Annotated in this window: 18 protein-coding genes and 1 pseudogene; 2 read left to right on the forward strand and 17 right to left on the reverse strand. The window is 41.5% G+C overall.

Annotated elements, in window-relative coordinates; translation table 11 throughout:
* Positions 1-10: 10 nt before the first annotated feature.
* From EKN16_RS09750 to EKN16_RS09770, 5 genes are all read right to left on the reverse strand, one after another.
* Complete coding sequence (locus EKN16_RS09750) at positions 11-442, reverse strand: thiol-disulfide oxidoreductase DCC family protein (protein ID WP_125655888.1); 432 nt, start codon at positions 440-442, stop codon at positions 11-13.
* A 138-nt stretch (positions 443-580) separates the two neighbouring features.
* On the reverse strand, positions 581-1201 hold the full coding sequence (locus EKN16_RS09755) for a response regulator transcription factor (RefSeq protein WP_125655891.1): 621 nt from the start codon (positions 1199-1201) through the stop codon (positions 581-583).
* Positions 1198-2535: a sensor histidine kinase gene (locus tag EKN16_RS09760; protein ID WP_125655894.1), complete on the reverse strand. Its 1338-nt coding sequence runs from the start codon at positions 2533-2535 to the stop codon at positions 1198-1200. Before EKN16_RS09760 ends, EKN16_RS09755 begins: the two co-directional genes overlap by 4 nt.
* A 61-nt stretch (positions 2536-2596) precedes the next feature.
* On the reverse strand, positions 2597-3337 hold the full coding sequence (locus EKN16_RS09765) for a hypothetical protein (protein WP_125655897.1): 741 nt from the start codon (positions 3335-3337) through the stop codon (positions 2597-2599).
* Positions 3338-3437: 100 nt separating this feature from the next.
* Positions 3438-3689, reverse strand: coding sequence for a YolD-like family protein (locus tag EKN16_RS09770; RefSeq protein ID WP_125655900.1), 252 nt, complete (start codon positions 3687-3689; stop codon positions 3438-3440).
* Positions 3690-3892: 203 nt separating this feature from the next.
* On the opposite strand from EKN16_RS09770, the gene EKN16_RS09775 reads away from it, so the two are divergent.
* Complete coding sequence (locus EKN16_RS09775; RefSeq protein WP_125655903.1) at positions 3893-4741, forward strand: pirin family protein; 849 nt, start codon at positions 3893-3895, stop codon at positions 4739-4741.
* 1036 nt (positions 4742-5777) lie between these two features.
* Here the strand turns inward: EKN16_RS09775 and EKN16_RS09780 are convergent.
* From EKN16_RS09780 to EKN16_RS09795, 4 genes and pseudogenes are all read right to left on the reverse strand, one after another.
* Positions 5778-6359 carry a DJ-1/PfpI family protein gene (locus tag EKN16_RS09780; protein ID WP_125666068.1) on the reverse strand — a complete coding sequence of 194 codons (582 nt, stop codon included), beginning with the start codon at positions 6357-6359 and terminating at the stop codon, positions 5778-5780.
* Between the two features lie 371 nt (positions 6360-6730).
* Positions 6731-7292 (reverse strand): annotated as a pseudogene (locus EKN16_RS09785) (GNAT family N-acetyltransferase).
* Positions 7293-7721: 429 nt separating this feature from the next.
* Positions 7722-8570, reverse strand: coding sequence for a DUF4362 domain-containing protein (locus EKN16_RS09790; protein WP_125655906.1), 849 nt, complete (start codon positions 8568-8570; stop codon positions 7722-7724).
* A 72-nt stretch (positions 8571-8642) separates the two neighbouring features.
* On the reverse strand, positions 8643-9527 hold the full coding sequence (locus EKN16_RS09795; protein ID WP_125655909.1) for a DMT family transporter: 885 nt from the start codon (positions 9525-9527) through the stop codon (positions 8643-8645).
* 183 nt (positions 9528-9710) lie between these two features.
* On the opposite strand from EKN16_RS09795, the gene EKN16_RS09800 reads away from it, so the two are divergent.
* Positions 9711-10046 (forward strand): protein YmzB, encoded by a 336-nt coding sequence (locus EKN16_RS09800; protein WP_221226691.1) that lies wholly within the window; start codon positions 9711-9713, stop codon positions 10044-10046.
* A gap of 66 nt (positions 10047-10112) precedes the next feature.
* Here the strand turns inward: EKN16_RS09800 and EKN16_RS09805 are convergent, their stop codons facing one another.
* The 8 genes from EKN16_RS09805 to EKN16_RS09840 form a co-directional block, all read right to left on the reverse strand.
* Positions 10113-11132 carry a S66 family peptidase gene (locus EKN16_RS09805; RefSeq protein WP_125655915.1) on the reverse strand — a complete coding sequence of 340 codons (1020 nt, stop codon included), beginning with the start codon at positions 11130-11132 and terminating at the stop codon, positions 10113-10115.
* A 126-nt stretch (positions 11133-11258) separates the two neighbouring features.
* Positions 11259-11396: a DUF4023 domain-containing protein gene (locus tag EKN16_RS09810; RefSeq protein WP_125655918.1), complete on the reverse strand. Its 138-nt coding sequence runs from the start codon at positions 11394-11396 to the stop codon at positions 11259-11261.
* Between the two features lie 99 nt (positions 11397-11495).
* The gene (locus EKN16_RS09815) at positions 11496-13103 is read right to left on the reverse strand and encodes a glycoside hydrolase family 13 protein (RefSeq protein ID WP_125655921.1); all 1608 of its coding nucleotides are present in this window, start codon (positions 13101-13103) and stop codon (positions 11496-11498) included.
* 34 nt (positions 13104-13137) lie between these two features.
* On the reverse strand, positions 13138-13962 hold the full coding sequence (locus tag EKN16_RS09820) for a carbohydrate ABC transporter permease (RefSeq protein ID WP_125655924.1): 825 nt from the start codon (positions 13960-13962) through the stop codon (positions 13138-13140).
* A gap of 5 nt (positions 13963-13967) precedes the next feature.
* Positions 13968-14912: a carbohydrate ABC transporter permease gene (locus tag EKN16_RS09825; protein WP_125655927.1), complete on the reverse strand. Its 945-nt coding sequence runs from the start codon at positions 14910-14912 to the stop codon at positions 13968-13970.
* A gap of 105 nt (positions 14913-15017) precedes the next feature.
* On the reverse strand, positions 15018-16262 hold the full coding sequence (locus EKN16_RS09830) for an ABC transporter substrate-binding protein (RefSeq protein ID WP_125655931.1): 1245 nt from the start codon (positions 16260-16262) through the stop codon (positions 15018-15020).
* Between the two features lie 431 nt (positions 16263-16693).
* A complete protein-coding gene (locus EKN16_RS09835; RefSeq protein WP_125655934.1) occupies positions 16694-18232 on the reverse strand; it encodes a response regulator transcription factor in 1539 nt (512 codons plus the stop codon).
* Positions 18232-20022, reverse strand: coding sequence for a cache domain-containing sensor histidine kinase (locus tag EKN16_RS09840; protein WP_232016340.1), 1791 nt, complete (start codon positions 20020-20022; stop codon positions 18232-18234). Before EKN16_RS09840 ends, EKN16_RS09835 begins: the two co-directional genes overlap by 1 nt.
* Positions 20023-20084 lie beyond the last annotated feature (62 nt).

Here is a 20084-nt window from a genome sequence, read left to right on the forward strand (position 1 = left end):
TTAGCTTCCTCTACTCTATATCTATAAACCTGCTTCTGAGCTCTGGCGTTAGCAGTAAACAGACATCCTTTTTACCAAACCATCGATACCGATGATTGGCAATGAGATCATATACGAGATCTCGGAGGAATGTGGGAACAATTAGTCCACTATATAATAAAGGCCAAAGACCGCGCAGGCCGCGCAAGACCCGGAGTGCTGCATCCGATTTGGTAAAATACCCTTCCCCTTGAATCATGACAAAGGTGTTCCAATCATTGGCAGGCAATCCTCGTTCCTGCAGCAGCCGCTGTCCAATAGGTGATTGAAGAGATGCAAATTGAAAATGTCCACGTGGATCACGTTTCACAACAAATTGGGTAATCGCATGACATAAGCTGCATTCACCATCAATGAGCAGGATAACCGGCTTCGAATAGCCGATGTCATGATGCTTTTGCATACCTGCCACCCCTTCCCTCTCTATCTCTACCTCTATTGTAGACGCCTCTTGCCTCTTTGCTCAGTTCCAACTTTCTTAGAACCATAGCAAAAAGAGGCACTACATAACGTAGTACCCCCTGAACAACAATGGGATCAATTAAAATATCCCTTTGCGCTTAACCTTCTTCACAGCTTCTTTACTGCTCTTCACACCGAGCTTCTTGAGCATCTTATTCACTTGATTCTTCAAGGTACTCTCAGCCTTATACAGCTTCTTCTCGATCTCCGGCTGTGTATAGCCCTCTTCGATGAGCTCGAATACCTCCCGCTCGGCAGTGGTTAGCTCCTTCAATTGCTCTTCCCGCTTCAATCTGGAGAATTCCCTCAAGAGCGCATCCATGGCAGTCGGGTGATGATAGGCGCTTCGTATGGCATGAGGAAGCTCCTTGAAATTGCTTTTCTCAATATAATTAACGGCTCCTGCGGTAAAAGATTGCGTCATCACATGCTCGTCACTTAAAGAGGAGAGCATGATCACCTTGGCAGGATGGATCTCATGCATTTCCATTGCTGTATGTATGCCATCCAGATTGCTGCCGGTAAGCTGGATATCCATCAGAACGATATCGAATGTAAGTGTCCGTGCCAGTTGGATCGCTTCTGTAGAGCTTGTCGCGGCACCGACAAGAAGTAGATCCTCTTCCTTATTTAGGAACACGGTCATCGCTTTAATCCAATCCGGATCATCCTCAACAAGGACGACTTTGATATGACTCATTGCTGCTCCCCCTTGTTCAGTCGAATAATTTTCTTTCGTGCGAAGTAAAGAATGACCAGCGTGCCTTCACCCCGTATGCTCGACATCTCGACCGAACCGCCACTCTTCTGCATGACATTATAAACATAAGACAGACCTAGGCCGAAATTCCGAGATTGGTTCTTCGTGCTGTAAAAGGGTTCGAACACATGCGCAAGTTCCTCAGCTGGAATACCCTTTCCATGATCTCGAATGGACAAATGAACACCTTGTCTTTGGGCATTCACATGAATATGCACGATACCTCCACCTGGCATTGCCTCCAGAGCGTTCATTAACAGATTCCCTATCACTTCCTTGAGATGAACCGCATCACAAACAACGATTGGCTGACAACCATACTCGGCCTGGATAACTACGTTATGATCCTCAAGCACATTCCGATGCTGAGCGAGACACTCCTCTACCAATACATCCAGACGGTAAGGCATCTCTCGCAAAATAATATCTTTCATCTGGCCATGAATACGTGTCACCATCGCCATCATATGTTCCGACGCATTGGCGATAATTTGCAGCTGCTGCCTAGATTCATCATCGGCTTCCGAAATATTCGCGCGTAAATTCTCAGAGCTAATCGCGATTTTACCAATTTCGTTCTTAATGGTATGGTTGAGTATTGTAGTTCCGGAGCTGACCGCTTTCATGGCGCTCTCCAATGGATCTCGTTCAAAGCGAAGCTTAACACCAAGCACACCGTAAACAAAGGTACATAGTACCGCCAAAGTGAGTGAGTAGATAATGAACAAGGACACATATCGGAAGAAATGAAACTCGGGTGAAACCACATTTGCGACATTGATCAGCACCAGTACAGCAAGTAAAGTGGGAACGATGATGATAGTGGCGATGAACCGATTCCTTTTTTTCCTTCTATTCTCTTCATTCCAAAGCGAGACGACAAGCAGCAAACAGGAGGCCAGATAATACGGGGCTGTCCAAATGAGCAGCAAGCGATAATCAATGACCAGACTGGGAGAAAAGGGTGTGAGTACCAGCATCGTGACGACAGGGATTAGAAAGACTATTTTCAAGTACAATCTCACTTTAGCCGAGGGAAGCCGTTCGGAATAAACGATACTGAAGATGAGCACCCCATAGGGGGTTAAGGTATGGTTCATAAACTGAACGGCCTTCAACCAACCGTCTAAGGAAGCCCCGGTCAGCCAGTCGGATAATCCTCCAATAGAAGCGCTGCCTAAGAAAAAAACTGCCCAACGGTTCGTCTCACTCCGATGGTTATTAATCAACAGGATGAGGGCCGCCGTTAGCAGCGCGAAGAAGTAATAGAGCATAGTTACCGTCCTATCAATGAATGATAGTCTTATAGTATCACAATTACGTGGATGGATGCTTTTAATATGGATGAGGTTGAAAGTCTTGCAGGAAGGTTTCGGGTTTAGCTTCATCAGTCATCTGATCCCAAATGGTATTCAGTGTTAGCTTAAGGTTGGAGCCACGAACAGGATGGATAAAGGGATCTCTGTCGCGAAAATAATTTGCATGTCCGCCGATTACAGTAATCGTCTTCACAAAGCCTGGCGCGTATTTCGACCGATCCCAATATAGCAGGCCAAGTCGATTCCGATTCCATCCGCCCCAGCTGCCGATTCGGGTGATCGGATCATTGCTCTTGCCATGCTCATCTACGGAGTGAAAATAGCTAACTTGGTGAGAGAACTCGCTAGGAATCGGCAATTTCGGAGAGCCTACCTGAACAACGCGAAAGTCAGGTATATCACCATGCATGCTCAACATCACAGCTGCTTGATAGGCAGCAATACCACCTGCGCTATGTCCGATGAACAAGGCTGGGCGTCCTGTTGAGAGCTGACGAACCTGCTCGGCAACGACTTTTGCCCCAGACATGACGGCTTTGCTTAGACGTGATAGATCTTTGCGTACCACAAGCAGCTGTCTCCAGAGCGCTTGCGTATGATCCCCATAAGGAAATAACGAATAAATGACAGGGTCTCGGTCTATCTCATGGAACCTTTGTTGAAGCTCTCGCTTACAATCATTAAAAATGGCAGGGGTTGACCCCACGCCGGCTAATAAGAAAATATCCCAATCGAATGGTGATTCTACATTTATCATAAACATAACCGCCTTATTTATCCTTATGCTTACCACATGTGAGTGGTGCATTCGGTTAGTATGCGGTGATAAATTACCAAACATTCATCCATGATCGCGATTAATCCCTTGGGTAATCAACTTTCATTATATCCATGAATGGAACCTTCGAAGTTACCCCTAGATGCTCGATATGAACTTTACCGGTTCTTGAATCCATCACCACGATTTGACCGCGGACAGGCTCTTCCCAGCCCCAAACCGTCAATACAATCTCCGAATTTTCTTGTTTCGCTTCACTTAATTGATTACCGATTTCCTCGAGTACAAATTCATCTCGTGTCGGTCTTTTTGCCACTTTACTCTTTGCCAATTTAATTCCCCCTGCGTAACAGCTTGAACATACTAATATACGCGATTTTTCCTTGATAGGCAAATAATTCGGTCGTTTAATTCAATCGTTTATTTGGTTTCGTTCTTGTTCCCTTACTTGCTTATAGAAAGTTGATAACCTATACTTTCTGATAGATTGTATTAGCTGCTAAATCCTAAGATATATAAAGGAGGCCTAGTGCCATGAGTGATAATAATGCCGTTTATTCACGCAGCATTACAAAAGTACGTTCCGCCCACATCAATATTATCAATCCCAAGCATCAGAATAGTTTCATTTTGGAAAATGGTCAATTCGAAGAAAATGATCCGTTCCTTTTTCTAGCGGAGGATTGGTTCGAGAGGGGTTCCTTCGATGTGCATCCCCACAGAGGGATTGAGACCGTCACCTATGTGATAGAAGGTAAACTGGAGCATTACGATAGCACTTCGGAGGACAAGGACGAGCTGCTTCCAGGTGATGCGCAGTGGATGACGGCAGGACGCGGCGTTATTCATAAGGAAGATCCAGCGGAAGGTAATAGAGTACACTCGCTGCAGCTATGGATTAACCTGCCAAGTGGGGACAAAATGACAGCGCCCCGATATCAGAATCTACGAAGTACCAATATGCCAACTCGCACTGAGGAAGGGGCTGTCATTCGCGTATTCTCCGGTGCTTCAGGTGATGTTCAAGCCGCTACGCAGAACTATGTCCCAGTCACAATGGTTGAGTTTACTTTAGAGCCTGGTATAAGTGTGAAACAAGGTCTTCCTGGTTCTTATAACGGTTTTCTCTATGTTCTTGAGGGTGAAGGCCTTTTCGGAAGTGAACAGACGAAGGGTGCCAAGCGGCAGGTATTGCACCTAAGTCGTTCGGAGAACAAGCAGACAAGCGAAGTTGAAATCACCGCGGTAACCTATCTTCGTGTGCTTCTCTATGCAGGAGAGCCGCTTCTCGAACCGATCGTCGCATATGGCCCTTTTGTTATGAACACGCAAGAGCAAATTCGAGAAGCCTATCAGGATTATCAGAATGGTAAATTTGTTTAACCTCCATCCTGTCATAAGAATAACAAAGACTTCGCTTTCTTAGCGAAGTCTTTTGTTCTTATCAGGTGATTGCTTTATAGAGCCTTACCCTTAGCATGCCGGATTAAACTTCGCAGAAGCAAGCTCAGGCAAATGGACCGGACAGATGAAGATTAGCAAACGTGGGAGTGAAAACCTCCAGGGGCGGCGTGGAGAATGCGTGCAGTATATGGAAGAATGTAGAGTTAAACCTCCCCCTCTATTTCCTCACGCCTTCATGTTGTCCAGGTCTATTACGTGGTCCCCTGTACCACCTTCATGCATCCACCAAGTCCGCACTCATTAATAAGGCAAATATGACCATCCAAAGTATTATTATATGACCATTAACAGGTAAAACAGAGGTGAATCCCGATAGAAAGAAAACCCAACATAAAATTGAGAAAAAAAAATGGAATAGGTGTTAATTTTCTTTCTCATATTCATCTCCGTTTCAACTCCTAACGTCTTGGCTTATATAAAGTTGCGTTAATCTGCCCGTTACTTCAATAAAAAGAGGAGCTGCTGTATAACGAGCTCCTCCGCTATCGTGTCTAGAAACCACGACAGACGTTTGCCTACTGGGTTTTAATTAATGCCTTCTCAATGCAAAAGAACAACTTAATAAAAGGCCTAAAATAGAGATTACTACAGCAAAGTATGCCAACGCGCCATAATGATGTTCGTCAACATTGTGATTTAATACCAACCACAATAGTAACATAAATATACCTGTGATACTTAGCTGAATACCTAACAAAACAATATTGAGTGGTTTAAACCATAGTGCAAACCAATTCGCCAAAAATACGATCAGTAAAACAATAGGCAGAGTAAAAACAAGGCTGGGAATTATACTCACGGCTAGTTATTACACTCCTTTAAGGGATTCATTTGATGCACCTCTTTATATAGATGACTTTTGGAGTATTCGCGAAATCATTAAGCAATCCTGCCCGTCCCTCGGTGAGCGAAAGGCTGCCGATCGTGCCAACAGCCTCGTAATGAGTTTATTCAGCTATCGCGTTCCGTCCCTCGAAGTATAGTATGGATAATCCATCTTTTCTTGAACTTGTTGGACTACCTCTTCATTAGTAAGCGATTCTATGAAATACAGACCCAAGTCGATGGAAGCAGATACTCCTCCGCCCGTAAAAATGTTACCATCTCTTACGAAACGCTCCTTAATAACTTCTGTACAATAAGGTGTCAATAATTCGTATGCAGAAGGATTTGTTGTTGCTCTTTTTCCATTTAAAAATCCTGCAGCCCCCAGAATTAATGCTCCCGTACAAACTGACACCTTATACTCTACATCTCGTGCAGTATGAATCCATGTGATAAAGTCAGTATCATACCTAAGTTGCCTTGTAGATAACCCTCCAGGAATAAATATCAAATCATAGACCGAAAGGTCTGGGTAAACATGATTGATTTTTATAGTTAATCCTCTATCATCGGTGATTTGTTCTTTGTTCGAACAAAAATCCCACGACATATTTTCTTTGGCTTTTAGAATTCCCATCCATGTTACAGCTTCATAAAAACCAACAAAATCTAACGTAGTCATCTTGTCAAACAGAATGTAAGCCATCCTCATCCCTAAAGCACCTGACCTTTCATCATTGTGCCCATTCAACATCTACAACACTGTAAAAAATTGTATCCCGAATGTGTCCATTATACAGAATTTTGTTTTTTCGAAATACGCCATCTTTCTTGGCACCAATCGAGTACGCCAAACCTTTGAAGAATACCAGGTCCAGCCAATTTCTGCATTACGATCATTTGAAGAAATGTTTGTATTCACGTGTAATTTCATGTGCCCATCTCCATCAGTTGATATGATTATTGAATTTTCGTTCTACAATAGTTGAATGAATAATTGAGAATCTTAGCCAAGCCCTCTGTGTAGACTTATTCCTTGAATTCTTAAATCGTTTAAGAGCATTATCAGACCGTTTATAAAAGTCAATTTACCTTAGCAAATATGTACGTATCCCTTAATTCACTTCCATCAACTGAGAGATCTTCGTTCTTACTAATACCCTCGAGATTAAACTTCAACCGCTCAGGAATTGATTTACTTTTAGTATTTTTTGTATCACAACGTATTTCCAATCTTCGAGCATTTAACTGATTAAATGCAAAATTACAGATACCCTGAACTGCTTCAGTCATATACCCGTTTCCACTGTAACGAGTGTCAATCCAGTAGCCAATCTCAAATTTCCGTATATCCCAGTCGATGTTATGTAAGCTCGAAGAAGCTATAAACTGCCCGGAATCCTTCCAAAAATACAAGAAGTCTTAGGTTTTCTCGGCGTAAAAACCTAACGTGTGCTTCTCTAATTCCAACTTCTGAATCATATTCGGTGTGCATAGCCTGTGCCCACTTCATCCATGGCTTTAGATCTTCTATAGACGCATTAACAGCCTCACTTACAACCTTACCATCCCCTGGCTTGGGCATCCTAATCACTAGTCGTTCTGTATAAAACTCATCAGGAAAATCAATCATAATTGGGTTCATAGTATAACCTCTCTTTTTTACTTCCATCATACAAAATAATCCAGTCCTTTGAAACCAATAATAGTAAGTTACCACCATGCAAAACTGCCCGTTAAATTATGGCCACAACCAGCATTATCTACGATATCCGTCGGATAAATGAGGTCAGCCAGTTTTACTGCTTGACACTTCTGTTTAAGAGGTGAATTTATCAGTAGCTGGGGTTGAACGATCGTTTTTCTAAGTGCTCATCCCATCGCTAAATTGTAAGCCCGAAGGATCAGTTTGGATGAAGATACAGACAACAGGAACAACCTTCATAAAGCTCCCGTCAGAAATGAGATCAAGTTCTTGCCCAGTTTCGGAAAAGGGACCAAGTACTTGTCCAAACTCAAAGACAGGAACTTGATCCCTTAAAATAATAAAACCGCGCTGGGTGCGATTTCGGATTCACTTCGGATACTCAGGACTTAATTTGACCATTTGGATGATATTCTCAGCCAGCTTCGTCATGACTAGTCCATCTTCACTCGTGTCACATGCAGCCCATGAGAAATCCCGTTTACCACTATTGATTCGCACCTCTAGGGAATAGCTAACATACGGCGACTTTTTGCAGACGTTAGACAACTTTTTCTCCCCCAAATAATTCGCTAGAACCATTTGTTTATAAGCTTCCTGTTTCATTGCAGACGTAAGCCGGAAGTCCGAGACATTCATCATCTGATCATTCCCAAGATCGATTGTCAGGCTTTGTCCGTTGGTATCTATCTCGTTCTTCAGGTCAACTCCATATTTCAGTACAAATTCAAAGTAATCCTGTCTAGAGACATCATAATCCACATCCATGACAGTGAAACGATCGGAATAGCTGCCTGTACAGCCGCTGAGATCATACTTGATGTTAGTCTTCGTTTCCGTTCGGGATAATTGATCGCAAGTCGATGTTTGGATGTTCGGACTTCCGAATGCATCCTCTGAGTTGTCATTAATAAATGTAATATGATCCGTGTTAGAGGTGAGATCGTAATAGATTGGATCACCCTCAATGGTATAATGAACGATTCGAATCGTAGCTGGCTTGCGATCGACAGTTAAATTTTGAAAACGATCAAGTGTCTGTAGATTCTCAATTTGGTTGTGCCTGGCGATGACGTTACCTTGCTTGTTAAGCGTTAGCTCCTTATCAACTGCTTCATTAGTACCCGTTACATTAGTGCCCTTTTGTGATTCGCAGCTAATGATGAACAGAAACATAGGCAGTACCATCATCCATTTTAGAATCAATTGCTGTTTCATTGTCCGCCCCCTCAACACCTAGACGGAACTTTCACCAATTATATTCCAATTCCATCCAGAACTAGAACTAAACTACCCTCGGGTTCCTCGACGCGTTCGATTCACACAGTAGATGCTGACGAGAATCAAGACCAGCCCAACCAGAAGAGAAAGGGTAAAGGGCTCATTTAAGAATAAAGTCCCGATAAGGATGGCTAGGAGTGGAATTAGAAAGGTAAAGGAAGCCACTTTACTGGCCTCACCAGAGTCCATGAGTTTGTAGAATACTAGCCAACCAATGGCGATGACGAACACAGAGATAAATAGCAAACTGAGGATAAAAGTCCAGTTCCAGACTATATCTTTCCATCTCTCCACGCTGGAACCAGTAATCGTCATGAACAAGCCACCCATAATTAGCTGCAGCGTTACGAGCCAAATGGAATCCACAGCAGACCCTATTTTTTTCACATATACCGTCCCTAACGCCCAGCTAAGCGATGAACCTAAGGCCAGCAAAATGCCAATGAAAGAGATATGCTCAGATAAGCCGCCACTGCTGATGACACCTACTCCTAGGAATCCGAGAATAAGTCCTATGATCTTCAAACCATACATCGATTCTCCAAGCCACAGCCATGAGAAAATCCCGACTAAGACGGGTTGTAGGAATACGATAGCAGCGAACAGACCAGCCGGCATGTAGTTCAATCCGATCGTTTGCAGCCCATAATACAAGACCACGTTCAGCAAAGCAGAGATCAGATAAATGAACCACGTTTCTTTAAAACGTAATTGCTTATATCGCGTAACAGCGACAATGAACAAAAATAAGCCACCCAATAATGTTCTCATTCCTGAGAAAAGAACCGGTGGCGTGTATGTCAATGCGAGTTTGGATAAAGGCCAATTGACTCCCCATACGGTAACTAAAAATACGATTAACAGAATGGTTTGCGTGCGAGTAAGCTTGCTCATGGTGTATCTCTCCTTGTTTATCAATCCTCCTATGATATATCAGTTAGTCATAAAAAGAAAACCGGAAGTGAGTTGTGGTCAGAAAAAAATATTGAATGAGATGGAAATCGTCAGCATTTGGGTAAAATATAAAATGGCCCATCACACAAGTAAATTCACCAGAAAGTTCAGGGAGGTGTTATTATGTTATCCTTGCAATCGTTATCAGAGTGGCTGAACAGCAATACCCATAAGGATATTATTATTAAGAAGCAGGAAGAAGGGGATTTGGACGAAGTTCATCTCCGACTGAGCGGCATCGACTACCGCGGAGTACAAATGGACGCAATCGACGAGTACACGTCAGATCATGCGCTCTTGCTCCACGGGAATGGTATTGTGATCAACGATGGAAATGAGCTGGCGCTTCCTTTGCATATATTCGAGATTCCATTGCATGGTCTCTCTAGAGCGGAAGTAAATGAGGGCTCTTTCTTCCTTGAGACAGAAAGAGCTACATACTTGCTCCATCTACAATAATTCACATTTGCAAAAGAAAGATCGTCCAATCACTTTCGTGATCGAACGATCTTTTCTTTCCTTCTTCTATTCCTTAAAATATTGCCGAACCGTTCCTTTGCCGTCCTTTACTTCCACTTCCGCGAAGGCCCCATTAATGAGTGTGATCTGCGGTGGAACATGCCCACAATCAATATCATAGATAATCGGAACTCCAAGCTCCTCCGTGAGATCTTGGTACACATCTTCAATCGTATAACCATCGATAGGTTGATTAGCATTGCTTCGACCAAACAGGATGCCTGAACAATTCTCAAACCAGCCCGCAAGCTTCATTTGCACTAATGATCTGCGCACATCCACTGTATTTATCTCACAATTCTCTAAATACCAAAGGATGGGCTCTCCATTAATAAAATGATTGCTAAAATGGCGGACATCCCCATAAGGGGTGCCAATTAAGTGTCTGATTACGTCAATACAGCCGCCCAGCAAACGGCCTTGCAGGCTTACGTTCTGATGAGTGGAAGTCATTTTCCAATAGGTTGGCTCCGTCAATTGATACAAATAAGGTGATGGTCTATCCTGCTGCCAATCCTTTTGAAAGCTCTCTGAGGAATGCTGAAGAACGGATGCGCCCATCTCAGTCGATAAGACAGTCTCCAACATTGCTGTCGTGGGATCAGTTTGTTCACCTCTTAAATCAACAAAACTCGTACCATGAGCCGTCGCAAGACCTGTTCTTAACGTAATAGCTAATAACAATACACTGATATCTGAATAACCTACTATCCATTTATCCTTTATACTCTCAAAATCAATGAATTCCATGATCTCAACCAGCAGCTCGCCACCCCAAAGCGGAAAGATAAGATGAATGGAATCATCTCGCATCATGTCATTGAATTCCTGCGCTCTCTTCCTAGCAGGCGCTGACTTTGCTTTGGACTGTGTCCATACCGTATCTCCACAAATAATTCCATAGCCCTTCTCTTCAAAGCGACTGCATGCAAGTCTAATCATCTCATGCGAATCCACGCTGCCCCCAGATGAAGGCGCAGTCACTCCAATTGTTGCTTTTTTCTCAAAAGATGGATATTTGATCATGATTTCACTGCCCCTTTACTATGCTCAACAACCCTTCTGTAGATGTAATATACATCAAGAAAGGGGCTATTAACAATAAAAAACGTTCAGATTTTATTAGAATCTGAACGTTCTGTATTATGTCGCCTACTTGCTCCTATTTCCCGGATGTCGATTATGGGGCAGCTTTCCACCTGGATCGCCACCACCCTGACGCTTCCTATTCTGCTCGGCTTTCTTCTGTGTATCATGTAATTTTTCCACAAAACCATGTGTGTCCGTCATCGATTTACCCCCTTGATTTAAAGCCTTGTTGTTACTTTAACCATTTCTCCTTCAATCTAACACATGAATATGCTGGGTAAATTGCTGCCCTTGTATGCGTCATTTTAATGCATATACCCGTGCTTCATAAGGCTTCAGATTGAAACCATTGGACTGATCTTCATAATTTCCAATAATCAATTCTTTGATTCCCGAAGATACGGATTCAGGAAGCTCGCAAGCTGTAGATTGATCAGAAACGTTCAGTACAACTAGCCACTTTTTATCATCCAGCACACGCAAATAAGCATAGATTTGCTGGTGATCTTCTAGGATCGGCTCATAGCTTCCGTAAACCATGACTTCGTTTTGCTTTCTAAGCTGAATGAGCTTTTTGTAATAGTAGAAGACGGAATTCGGATCCCCCAAAGCCTCAGCGACGTTAATTCGATTATAGTTCGGATTGATCTTAATCCATGGCGATCCGCTCGAGAATCCTGCATTGTCCGAGCTATCCCACTGTACAGGTGTTCTGGAGTTATCTCGTGATAAATGAAGAAGACTTTCGAACACCTCTTGAGGGTCTCTTCCTTTCTCCATTTCTTCTTTATATTTATTCCGCATCGCAATATCGTTGTAATCATCAATGGAATCAAAACGGACCCCTGTCATCCCGATTTCTTCTCCTTGATAAATGTACGGCATTCCTGGCAGGGTATGAAGTAGCGTCGCAAATAACTTAGCAGACTCTATGCGGTATTCCTTGTCGTTTCCGAATCTCGTTACCAATCTTGTGTGATCATGGTTGTTTAAGAATTGCGAATTCCAACCTTTGCCCCACATGCCTTCATACCATCTCTTCTGAATATCTTTAAACTTCGCCATATCCCAGTGAGCCATATAGTCACATACCTCGAAATGGAACATCGTATGCAGCTCTCCACGATCTTCCCCTACGTACAGCAGACCGTCTTCAGGTGTGACAAAGGGAATTTCCCCTACTGTAAATACATCATAGTGTTTAAGCACTTTGTCATGCATTTCTTGGAGATATTCATGAATGCCCGGATTGTTGCCCAGATAGGAGATGACATCTGGATTTTCTGCATCTGGAAACCCTGCTTGTTTCGCTAGCAAATTGATAACATCCATACGGAATCCATCAATGCCTTTATCGAGCCAAAAGCGCATCATATCATATACTTCTTCACGAACCTTCGGATTTGCCCAGTTCAAATCTGGCTGCTCTGTTGCAAAGGAATGGAAGTAATACTCGCCTGTTATCGGATCTAATTCCCATGTAGAAGGAGTAAAGTACGATCTCCAGTTGTTAGCCTCTTGATGCCAAATATAATAATCTCTCTTCGGATTATCCTTCGACGAGCGCGATTCCACAAACCATGGATGCTGATCAGATGTATGGTTCACGACCAAATCCATAATAAGCCTCATGCCGCGTTCATGAACTTTCTTAAGCAGCCTATCGAACGTCTCCATCGTCCCGGCTTTAGCCATGACGGATCGGTAATCCGAAATATCATAACCGTTATCGACATCAGGCGATCCATAAATGGGATTGAGCCAAATCACATCAATGCCAAGTTCTTTTATATAATCCAATTTCTGGATAACACCATCTAGATCTCCATAGCCGTCGCCATCGGTATCATAAAAGCTTCTCCAATAAACTTGATAAACAACCGCTTCTTTCCACCATGTTTTCTTCATGCCTTCACTCCCCATCTCATTAGTGTTAGTAAGATCAGCCTTTCACACCAGAACTGGATATACCCTCGAGATATTGTTTCTGGAAGATGAAGAAAAAGATCAATATTGGCAGTGTTGCTAAGACTACCCCTGCCATGATGAGTGGCGTGTTTTCAAAGAACATATCTTTCACACTGTTAAGTCCGACGACAAGTACATACTTCTCTGGGTCATTCGCGAGCGTACTTGGAATGAGGTAACTGTTCCATGTACCTGCGAAAGCCAAAATCGACATCGTGATTAGTGAGGATTTTGCCAAAGGATATACGATGCGCCAGAATGCGCCTACTTTCGTTAATCCATCTATTCTTGCCGCTTCGATGAATTCGTTCGGTACACTGATGAAAAATTGTCTAAGCATAAAAATGTATAGACATTGATACAGGAACGGAACGGTCAATGCTGCAAATGAGTTCAACCAGCCTAGATGAGCCACGTTAACATACACAGGAATCAAGATCATATGATAGGGAACCATCATCGTTGCAACGACGATCCAATAGATTAATTTCTTACCTGCAAAGTCCAATTTCGCAAGCGCGAAAGCGGCCATTGGATTAATAATTAAGTTCCCGATGACGACAATACCCGTCATAATCACTGTATTCATAAGCCATTTAGGCACGTTGTATGCATCGTTAGTAAAGAACGTTTTATAATTATTAAAGGTCCAGTGAGAAACCCCTACAATTTTATTCACATCTTGCATCGTGATGAACGAGGTATATAACGTATACAAAAATGGAAGAGCAAACAGTAATCCAACTACAATAATGAGCGCATAATTACCAAACAAAGCGCTGCCTTTTTTTGTCTTCAATGCTGTCACTCCTTATCGTCCAACAATTTTTTTTGAAGGAATGTAATGATCATAATAATGAAGAAGAATAACACGACAGCTGCGCTTCCGTAGCCGATATTCATATAGCGGATACCATTTTGATAGAAATAAGTAACGACCGTATTGGTAGCCCCTGCAGGCGATCCGAGTGCTCCGTATCTAGAAATCGCAGCAATTTGGTCATAGATTTGAAAACCTAAGATCGTCGATACGGAAACCACAAAGAACGTGATCGGTTTTACATAAGGAATCGTAATGTATCGGAATTGTTCCCACTTCGATGCTCCGTCCATTTGACCGGCTTCGTATAAATCTCTCGGAACCTCCTGAAGTGCGGATAGGTACACAATCATACTGAAACCACATTGTTGGAAAATGAACAGTATAGCAACAAATAAAAGCGCGTAGTGCGTATCAGCAAACCAAGTTACATTGCCAAAACCGAATAATCCGAAAAAATTGGTAACAAACGTACCTTGTTTAAACAGCATCATAAAAACGGTTGTAATCGCGATCTGAGACGTAATATACGGAATAAAAAAGACTGTTCTGAAAATGCCCTTTCCTTTAATCTTCTGATTGACTAGAATCGCCATGAGTAATCCCAGAATCGTTTGGATCGGAACAGCGATCACAACAATCTCCAAGGAATGCAGAACAGCTCGATAAAACTCATGATCCTTTAATATGTTCACGTAGTTTTGAAAACCTATAAATTTCGCTTCATCTAATGCTGCAAAGTTGGCATCTTGAAAGCTTCTAATGAATGATTGTAAGAATGGATATAAAAACCACCATAGCCACAAAACTAAGAACGGCAAAGTGAACAACCATCCAACTGCGAAATCTGAATCAACAATTGTACGAAGCCATGATTGCTTTTTTCTATTTAGATGCAAGTCTGGATTTCCTTTGTCATAGGCAGCCATTGTGACCCTCCTAAAATCTATAATTTGTTATGAAGCGCTAAGAAGACAAGTGTTCCCGTCTCCCACGGGGGAAACGGGAACAAATGAATGATTTAAAGGGATGAATTATTTAAATTTTTGTTGAATACTGTCTAGAATATCTTTAGGAGAATTCTTCATTCCACCTAAAACCGACGCTTCAATTTGATTTACCAATTCATCTTTAAATTTCTTCGTTTCTGCAGGATATCCGAAGTCTGTGCTGTATTCGAGAGCGGGTTGAACCGCTTTGAACTCTGGATTGACTTCAAAGAATTTCGAAGTCAGACTTGCAACCGCTGAGTTATTACCAAGCTTGATGAAATCCGTTTGTGTTTTTTCATTTGTCATGTAAGAAGCTGCTTGAAGTGCTGCTTGTTGGTTCTTAGAATCTTTCATAACGACATAAGCATCTGTAATCATTGTGCTGCCATTAGTTGTACCTTTAGGTACGGGAAGAGCTACATATTTCAAATCCGGAGCAGCATCTTTCAAGAATCCTTTATACCAGTAGCCACCTGTAGTCATCGCTGCTTTTTTGTTAGAGAATACTTCTCCGTCCCAACCATAACCGAGTGATTTAGGAGTTACAGCAACACCTGCTTTGTACATATCAAAGATTTTTTGCAGGGCTTGTATGTTTTGTGCTGAGTTGATTGTTTTACCATTATCCCAACCGCCGCCAAAGCTCTTCGCATAGTTCGTTATGTGGTAGGGATCAATGTTAATCGTAATACCGAATTGATCTTTGTTAGTTAATTTCTTAGCTGCAGCTTCTACTTCATCCCAAGTTGTTGGGTAAGCGCCAAGCCCTGCTTTTTTCCACATGTCTTCGTTAATGAAGAACATCGCCGGTGTACTGCTGTTAGGAATACCATATTGTTTGCCATCTACTTTCCACACATCTGTAACAGATGGCGTGTAGATTTTCATATCTACACCAGCCGGGCCAATAAGGTCATCCAGTGGAGTAAACAAGCCTTTTTTGATATATTCGTACGCGCCTTCATTCGTAATTTTGATGAAATCCGGAGCTACACCCGCCGCAATTTCACCTGGAAGTGTGTTCCAGAATTGATCACTGCTCGGATATTGTTTAATTTTAAGTACGACATTCGGGTACTTTTGCGAAATGGAAGCTGCAGCATCTTGATATACTTTAAGATCTTGTGCAGTTCCCCAGAAGCCCATAGTCACTGTCGTTTTCTTATTGCCCGCCGCACCCGATTGATCACTGCTGCTATTGTTTTTGCTATTCCCGCAGGCTGCCAAGCTAACCAATAGAACAAATGCTAGCACCAGCATTCCTGTAAGTCTTGTCATCTTCTTCATGTTGTTCCCTCCAAATTAAATTTCATGTAAGCGAGATCATGTTAACGACTTCATGTATCTCTGAAATTCATGTTAACGGTTTCAAAGCCAAAAAAAAATTAATCAAATGATGATTAATTTAATAAGATAACCTTTATTTTTTTGTTTGGTTTAGCTTTCACCAATTTTTATAATAATATGTACTTTTCTTTAATAATCAACACTAAAATAAGTGCATGATAAATTCAAAGCATGGTGCGTAGAAGCCCGCTTCGCGGACGGATCATTCTTACGATCGCTGTTGTCTCCCTATTTCTTTGATTCCATCCCTTAGGGGTAGAAATAAGGAGACAAAGGCGAACGCTAGCGCTTCTTCAGAACGATTCCGTCCGCTTCGCTAGGTACTTCGTGATGGCAAGTGATGGCAAGCACTGATTATAGAGCCAAGAAAATTAAAACTTTTCTTTTCGATAATCTTTCGGTGACATCCCCACAAATTTATTAAAGACAATCGCAAAATGAACTTGGCTGTTAAATCCCACCATCTCGGCAACTTCGTATATTTTAAGCTGATAATCCTTTAACAATTCTTTGGCTTTCTGGATGCGTAATTCATTGATATAAGTAAATAATCCTCGACCCACTTCTTGCTTAAACAGCCTGCTTATATAATTGGGGCTTGCATGCAGCTGTTCTCCCAAACTATTCAGAGAAATATCTTCTTTATAATTCTTCTCAATATACTGCAGAATGTTTCTGATGAGCGGACTATAATCTTTATTTTTGGCTTCATATCGAGACTTCAATGTGTCTCCAAATACCTTGTGGTAAAAGTTCGAGCATTCATTGAAATCATCAATTTCCTCTAACTTATTTCTATACTCGAGATATTCCTCGCCGTCTTCCATCATAAACATTAAACCTTCATAGATTTTTTTGACATCCTTCTCATTCATATATTCATGCTTTCTAAGAAGCTGTTCCCACTCTGCGAGTGTGCGGGCAAATTCATCATACTTTTCATCTCTAAGCCCATTCTTCATGGCCACAATATAGGTACTCACCTGTTCTAATGTTTGCTCAGTCTCCAAATTCCGATGTTTAAAATAAAAGATGTGATCATCTGGATGGTAAAAATTTTGCTCTAATGCCTGCTTCGCTTGTACGACAGCTTGTTTCATTTCATGAAAAGATCCAAATGGTTCACTTACTCCGAACACCGTATCGATATTTACAAACCGTTTTAGAGACGCACTAATGAGGAACACAAGATCGTTAACATGTGAGAATGAAGCTTGTATACTCTTGGTCTCACTATGGCTAATGAGTAGCGCAAATAAATGATCTTCGATTCGAACAAATTCAACTTCTTTCTCTTTGGACAATAGCTCTGACAATATGTTTGTTATCGTATTGGGCAATATCGAAACATTTTCCTTCGTATACCTCTTTATGACCTGGGAATATTTACTAATTGTGAACAGCAGGGCATACATATTGCCTTCTTTCAACTTCGTTAGATGGATCCCGTCTAGATTCCCAGAAAGCATATTCCGAAGGATAACCTCTTGATTCTTAGCTCCATGACCTGTAGTTTGGTTCTCTGCCTCGCGATCCTTCTCAATTTCAGCTTTGATCTTGCTTAATACACTCGTTATTTCTTGCTCATTCATACTCGGCTTATGGAAATAATCCGCTGCACCGAGCTTCATCGCTTTTTTTACAAACGTGAAGTCATCAAAGCTGCTTAAAATAATGACTTTGGCTTGGATGCCTTTCTCTTTCATCTCTGACAATACTTCAAGACCATCTTTTTTCGGCATTTTTATATCCAAAATGACCACATCAGGCTTCAGCTCCACCACGAGCTTCATCGCCTCAATGCCATCAGCCGCTTCTCCAACAATGTGCATCCCATTCGCATCCCAATCGATTGCCGATTTAATGCCAATTCTAACTAAGGGTTCATCATCTACTATTAGCACTCTCATTAAGACTCACCTGCACCTGATTGTTCAGTTTTTGTTTCACTTTTCATAGTTGGAATGACGATTTTTGCAGTTGTACCATTCATCTCTTCGCTTGTAATCCAAAGGCCATAGCCTTCTCCAAAGTTAAGCTGAATTCGTTTGCGGATATTGTTGAGCCCGATCGAATTTAGTTTATCTATGGACGCTTGTTGGTTAAGCCCCTCTTGTTCAGTTCGAGACATTCCTCTTCCATTATCAGAGACAACCATGATGACAACATCTGATTCCTCATAAATTTCGATCTTCAGCTTTCCTTTATAATCAATGTCGTCGAATCCATGGAAAACGGCATTTTCCACTAAAGGCTGCAGTAGAAATTTCAATGTTTTATAGTGGAGCACACTCGGCTGGATATGATAAGAAACTTCAAATTTATTCAAATATCGGAAGTCCAATATCTTCGTATAGTTTTGGATAAAATCGATTTCTTCCTGAATGGTCACATAATCGCTCTCTGCTTTAGCCGTAAATTTAATAACGGACGAAAAAGCAGTCAACGCCTCTTCGATGCCGGTAGAACCTTGTATTTTCGCCATCCACTTAATGACGTTCAGCGTGTTGTACATAAAATGAGGTCTGATTTGTGATTGCAGCGCTAGTAACTCTAGCTGTTTCTTTTCTTGCTCATCCTTATATATTTTATCAATCATTCTTCTAATATCCGTTAACATATGATCAACGGTTAGATTGATTTTACCAATCTCCCCATGCCGAACGTCCATCTTTACATCTAAGTTACCTTGTGATACGAGCTTCATTTTTCTCTCCAATATAGAGAGCGGTTTCGTAATACTTGTTGCAATATAAATGGATGCAAGAATAGATAATCCAAGAAAAATCAGTAATGAAATCATTATTGTTCTTAACATCACATCGAGTAAACTAAATAGTTCATTCTTCGGAATAATGGTGACGGCAATCCAATTCGAAGTATTCGATTTGGAAGTCATGATGTAATTATCTTTATTCCCTCTCGTTTCTTCTTCATTTGAGCTGATGGGTTCAAAATCTTTTCCAAGCACATGAGCAGCTGCCTGGCCGATTTCACTGCGATTTTTGCTGTAAATAATATTTCGATTGTCATCAATCAAATAAAACTTCGTATGATCTGTAAAGTGAATATCACTCCAAAGCGTCTTGAGCTTATCAACGCCGATGTTGAGCATAATGAAGCCAAGATTTTCTTTTGTATAGGGGTCCACCACGGCCCGGCCGATCGACACTACAGGGTCGTTATGGAAGGACACAAGCTTATCCGGATGAACGCCTACAGGAACATAGAGCCCATTTTTCTGCAATATTTTTTGAACGTAAGGCTCGTTAATGAATTCATTCTGTAAGTAATGATGATCCATATAATCACCATTACTTCTGCCAACAACGATCTTATTTTTATTCTGATAAATGATAACAGAATCAATTAAGTCCGTATAGAGCAGCATACCGTTTCGAATAATTTGGTTTATGGTATCAAAATCCTTCTCACGTTCGTACAGTGGATACGGATATGTCGTGTAGTCTTTCTTCATCACTTGAAAGATGCTTCGATCTTGGACGGGAAACATCGAAATTCGCAATAATGGATTTAGAGAGGTATCAATATTTTTCACAATCTGCTTATTATTTTCTACTGCTGCATCCAAAATCATACTGCGATTGGAGTCGACATACAGCCAAGACAAAGCTCCGCCAATTATTAAAAAAGAGGCGATAATAAAACATGAGAAAGCAATGATTAATTTGTATTTCAAACTTAAATTTAATAATCTAGACTTAAACATTGTCATCTGTACGTTCCTGCTTTCCATTTGAA

Source organism: Paenibacillus baekrokdamisoli (assembly GCF_003945345.1).
GTDB classification, from domain to species: domain Bacteria; phylum Bacillota; class Bacilli; order Paenibacillales; family Paenibacillaceae; genus Paenibacillus_Z; species Paenibacillus_Z baekrokdamisoli.

Bases quoted from the DNA above. Each gene is read 5' to 3' on its own strand.
- EKN16_RS09750 (WP_125655888.1), bottom strand. From the start codon at position 442: ATGCAAAAGCATCATGACATCGGCTATTCGAAGCCGGTTATCCTGCTC.
- EKN16_RS09755 (WP_125655891.1), bottom strand. From the start codon at position 1,201: ATGAGTCATATCAAAGTCGTCCTTGTTGAGGATGATCCGGATTGGATT.
- EKN16_RS09760 (WP_125655894.1), bottom strand. From the start codon at position 2,535: ATGCTCTATTACTTCTTCGCGCTGCTAACGGCGGCCCTCATCCTGTTG.
- EKN16_RS09765 (WP_125655897.1), bottom strand. From the start codon at position 3,337: ATGATAAATGTAGAATCACCATTCGATTGGGATATTTTCTTATTAGCC.
- EKN16_RS09775 (WP_125655903.1), top strand. From the start codon at position 3,893: ATGAGTGATAATAATGCCGTTTATTCACGCAGCATTACAAAAGTACGT.
- EKN16_RS09780 (WP_125666068.1), bottom strand. From the start codon at position 6,359: ATGAGGATGGCTTACATTCTGTTTGACAAGATGACTACGTTAGATTTT.
- EKN16_RS09790 (WP_125655906.1), bottom strand. From the start codon at position 8,570: ATGAAACAGCAATTGATTCTAAAATGGATGATGGTACTGCCTATGTTT.
- EKN16_RS09795 (WP_125655909.1), bottom strand. From the start codon at position 9,527: ATGAGCAAGCTTACTCGCACGCAAACCATTCTGTTAATCGTATTTTTA.
- EKN16_RS09800 (WP_221226691.1), top strand. From the start codon at position 9,711: ATGTTATCCTTGCAATCGTTATCAGAGTGGCTGAACAGCAATACCCAT.
- EKN16_RS09805 (WP_125655915.1), bottom strand. From the start codon at position 11,132: ATGATCAAATATCCATCTTTTGAGAAAAAAGCAACAATTGGAGTGACT.
- EKN16_RS09810 (WP_125655918.1), bottom strand. From the start codon at position 11,396: ATGACGGACACACATGGTTTTGTGGAAAAATTACATGATACACAGAAG.
- EKN16_RS09815 (WP_125655921.1), bottom strand. From the start codon at position 13,103: ATGAAGAAAACATGGTGGAAAGAAGCGGTTGTTTATCAAGTTTATTGG.
- EKN16_RS09825 (WP_125655927.1), bottom strand. From the start codon at position 14,912: ATGGCTGCCTATGACAAAGGAAATCCAGACTTGCATCTAAATAGAAAA.
- EKN16_RS09830 (WP_125655931.1), bottom strand. From the start codon at position 16,262: ATGAAGAAGATGACAAGACTTACAGGAATGCTGGTGCTAGCATTTGTT.
- EKN16_RS09835 (WP_125655934.1), bottom strand. From the start codon at position 18,232: ATGAGAGTGCTAATAGTAGATGATGAACCCTTAGTTAGAATTGGCATT.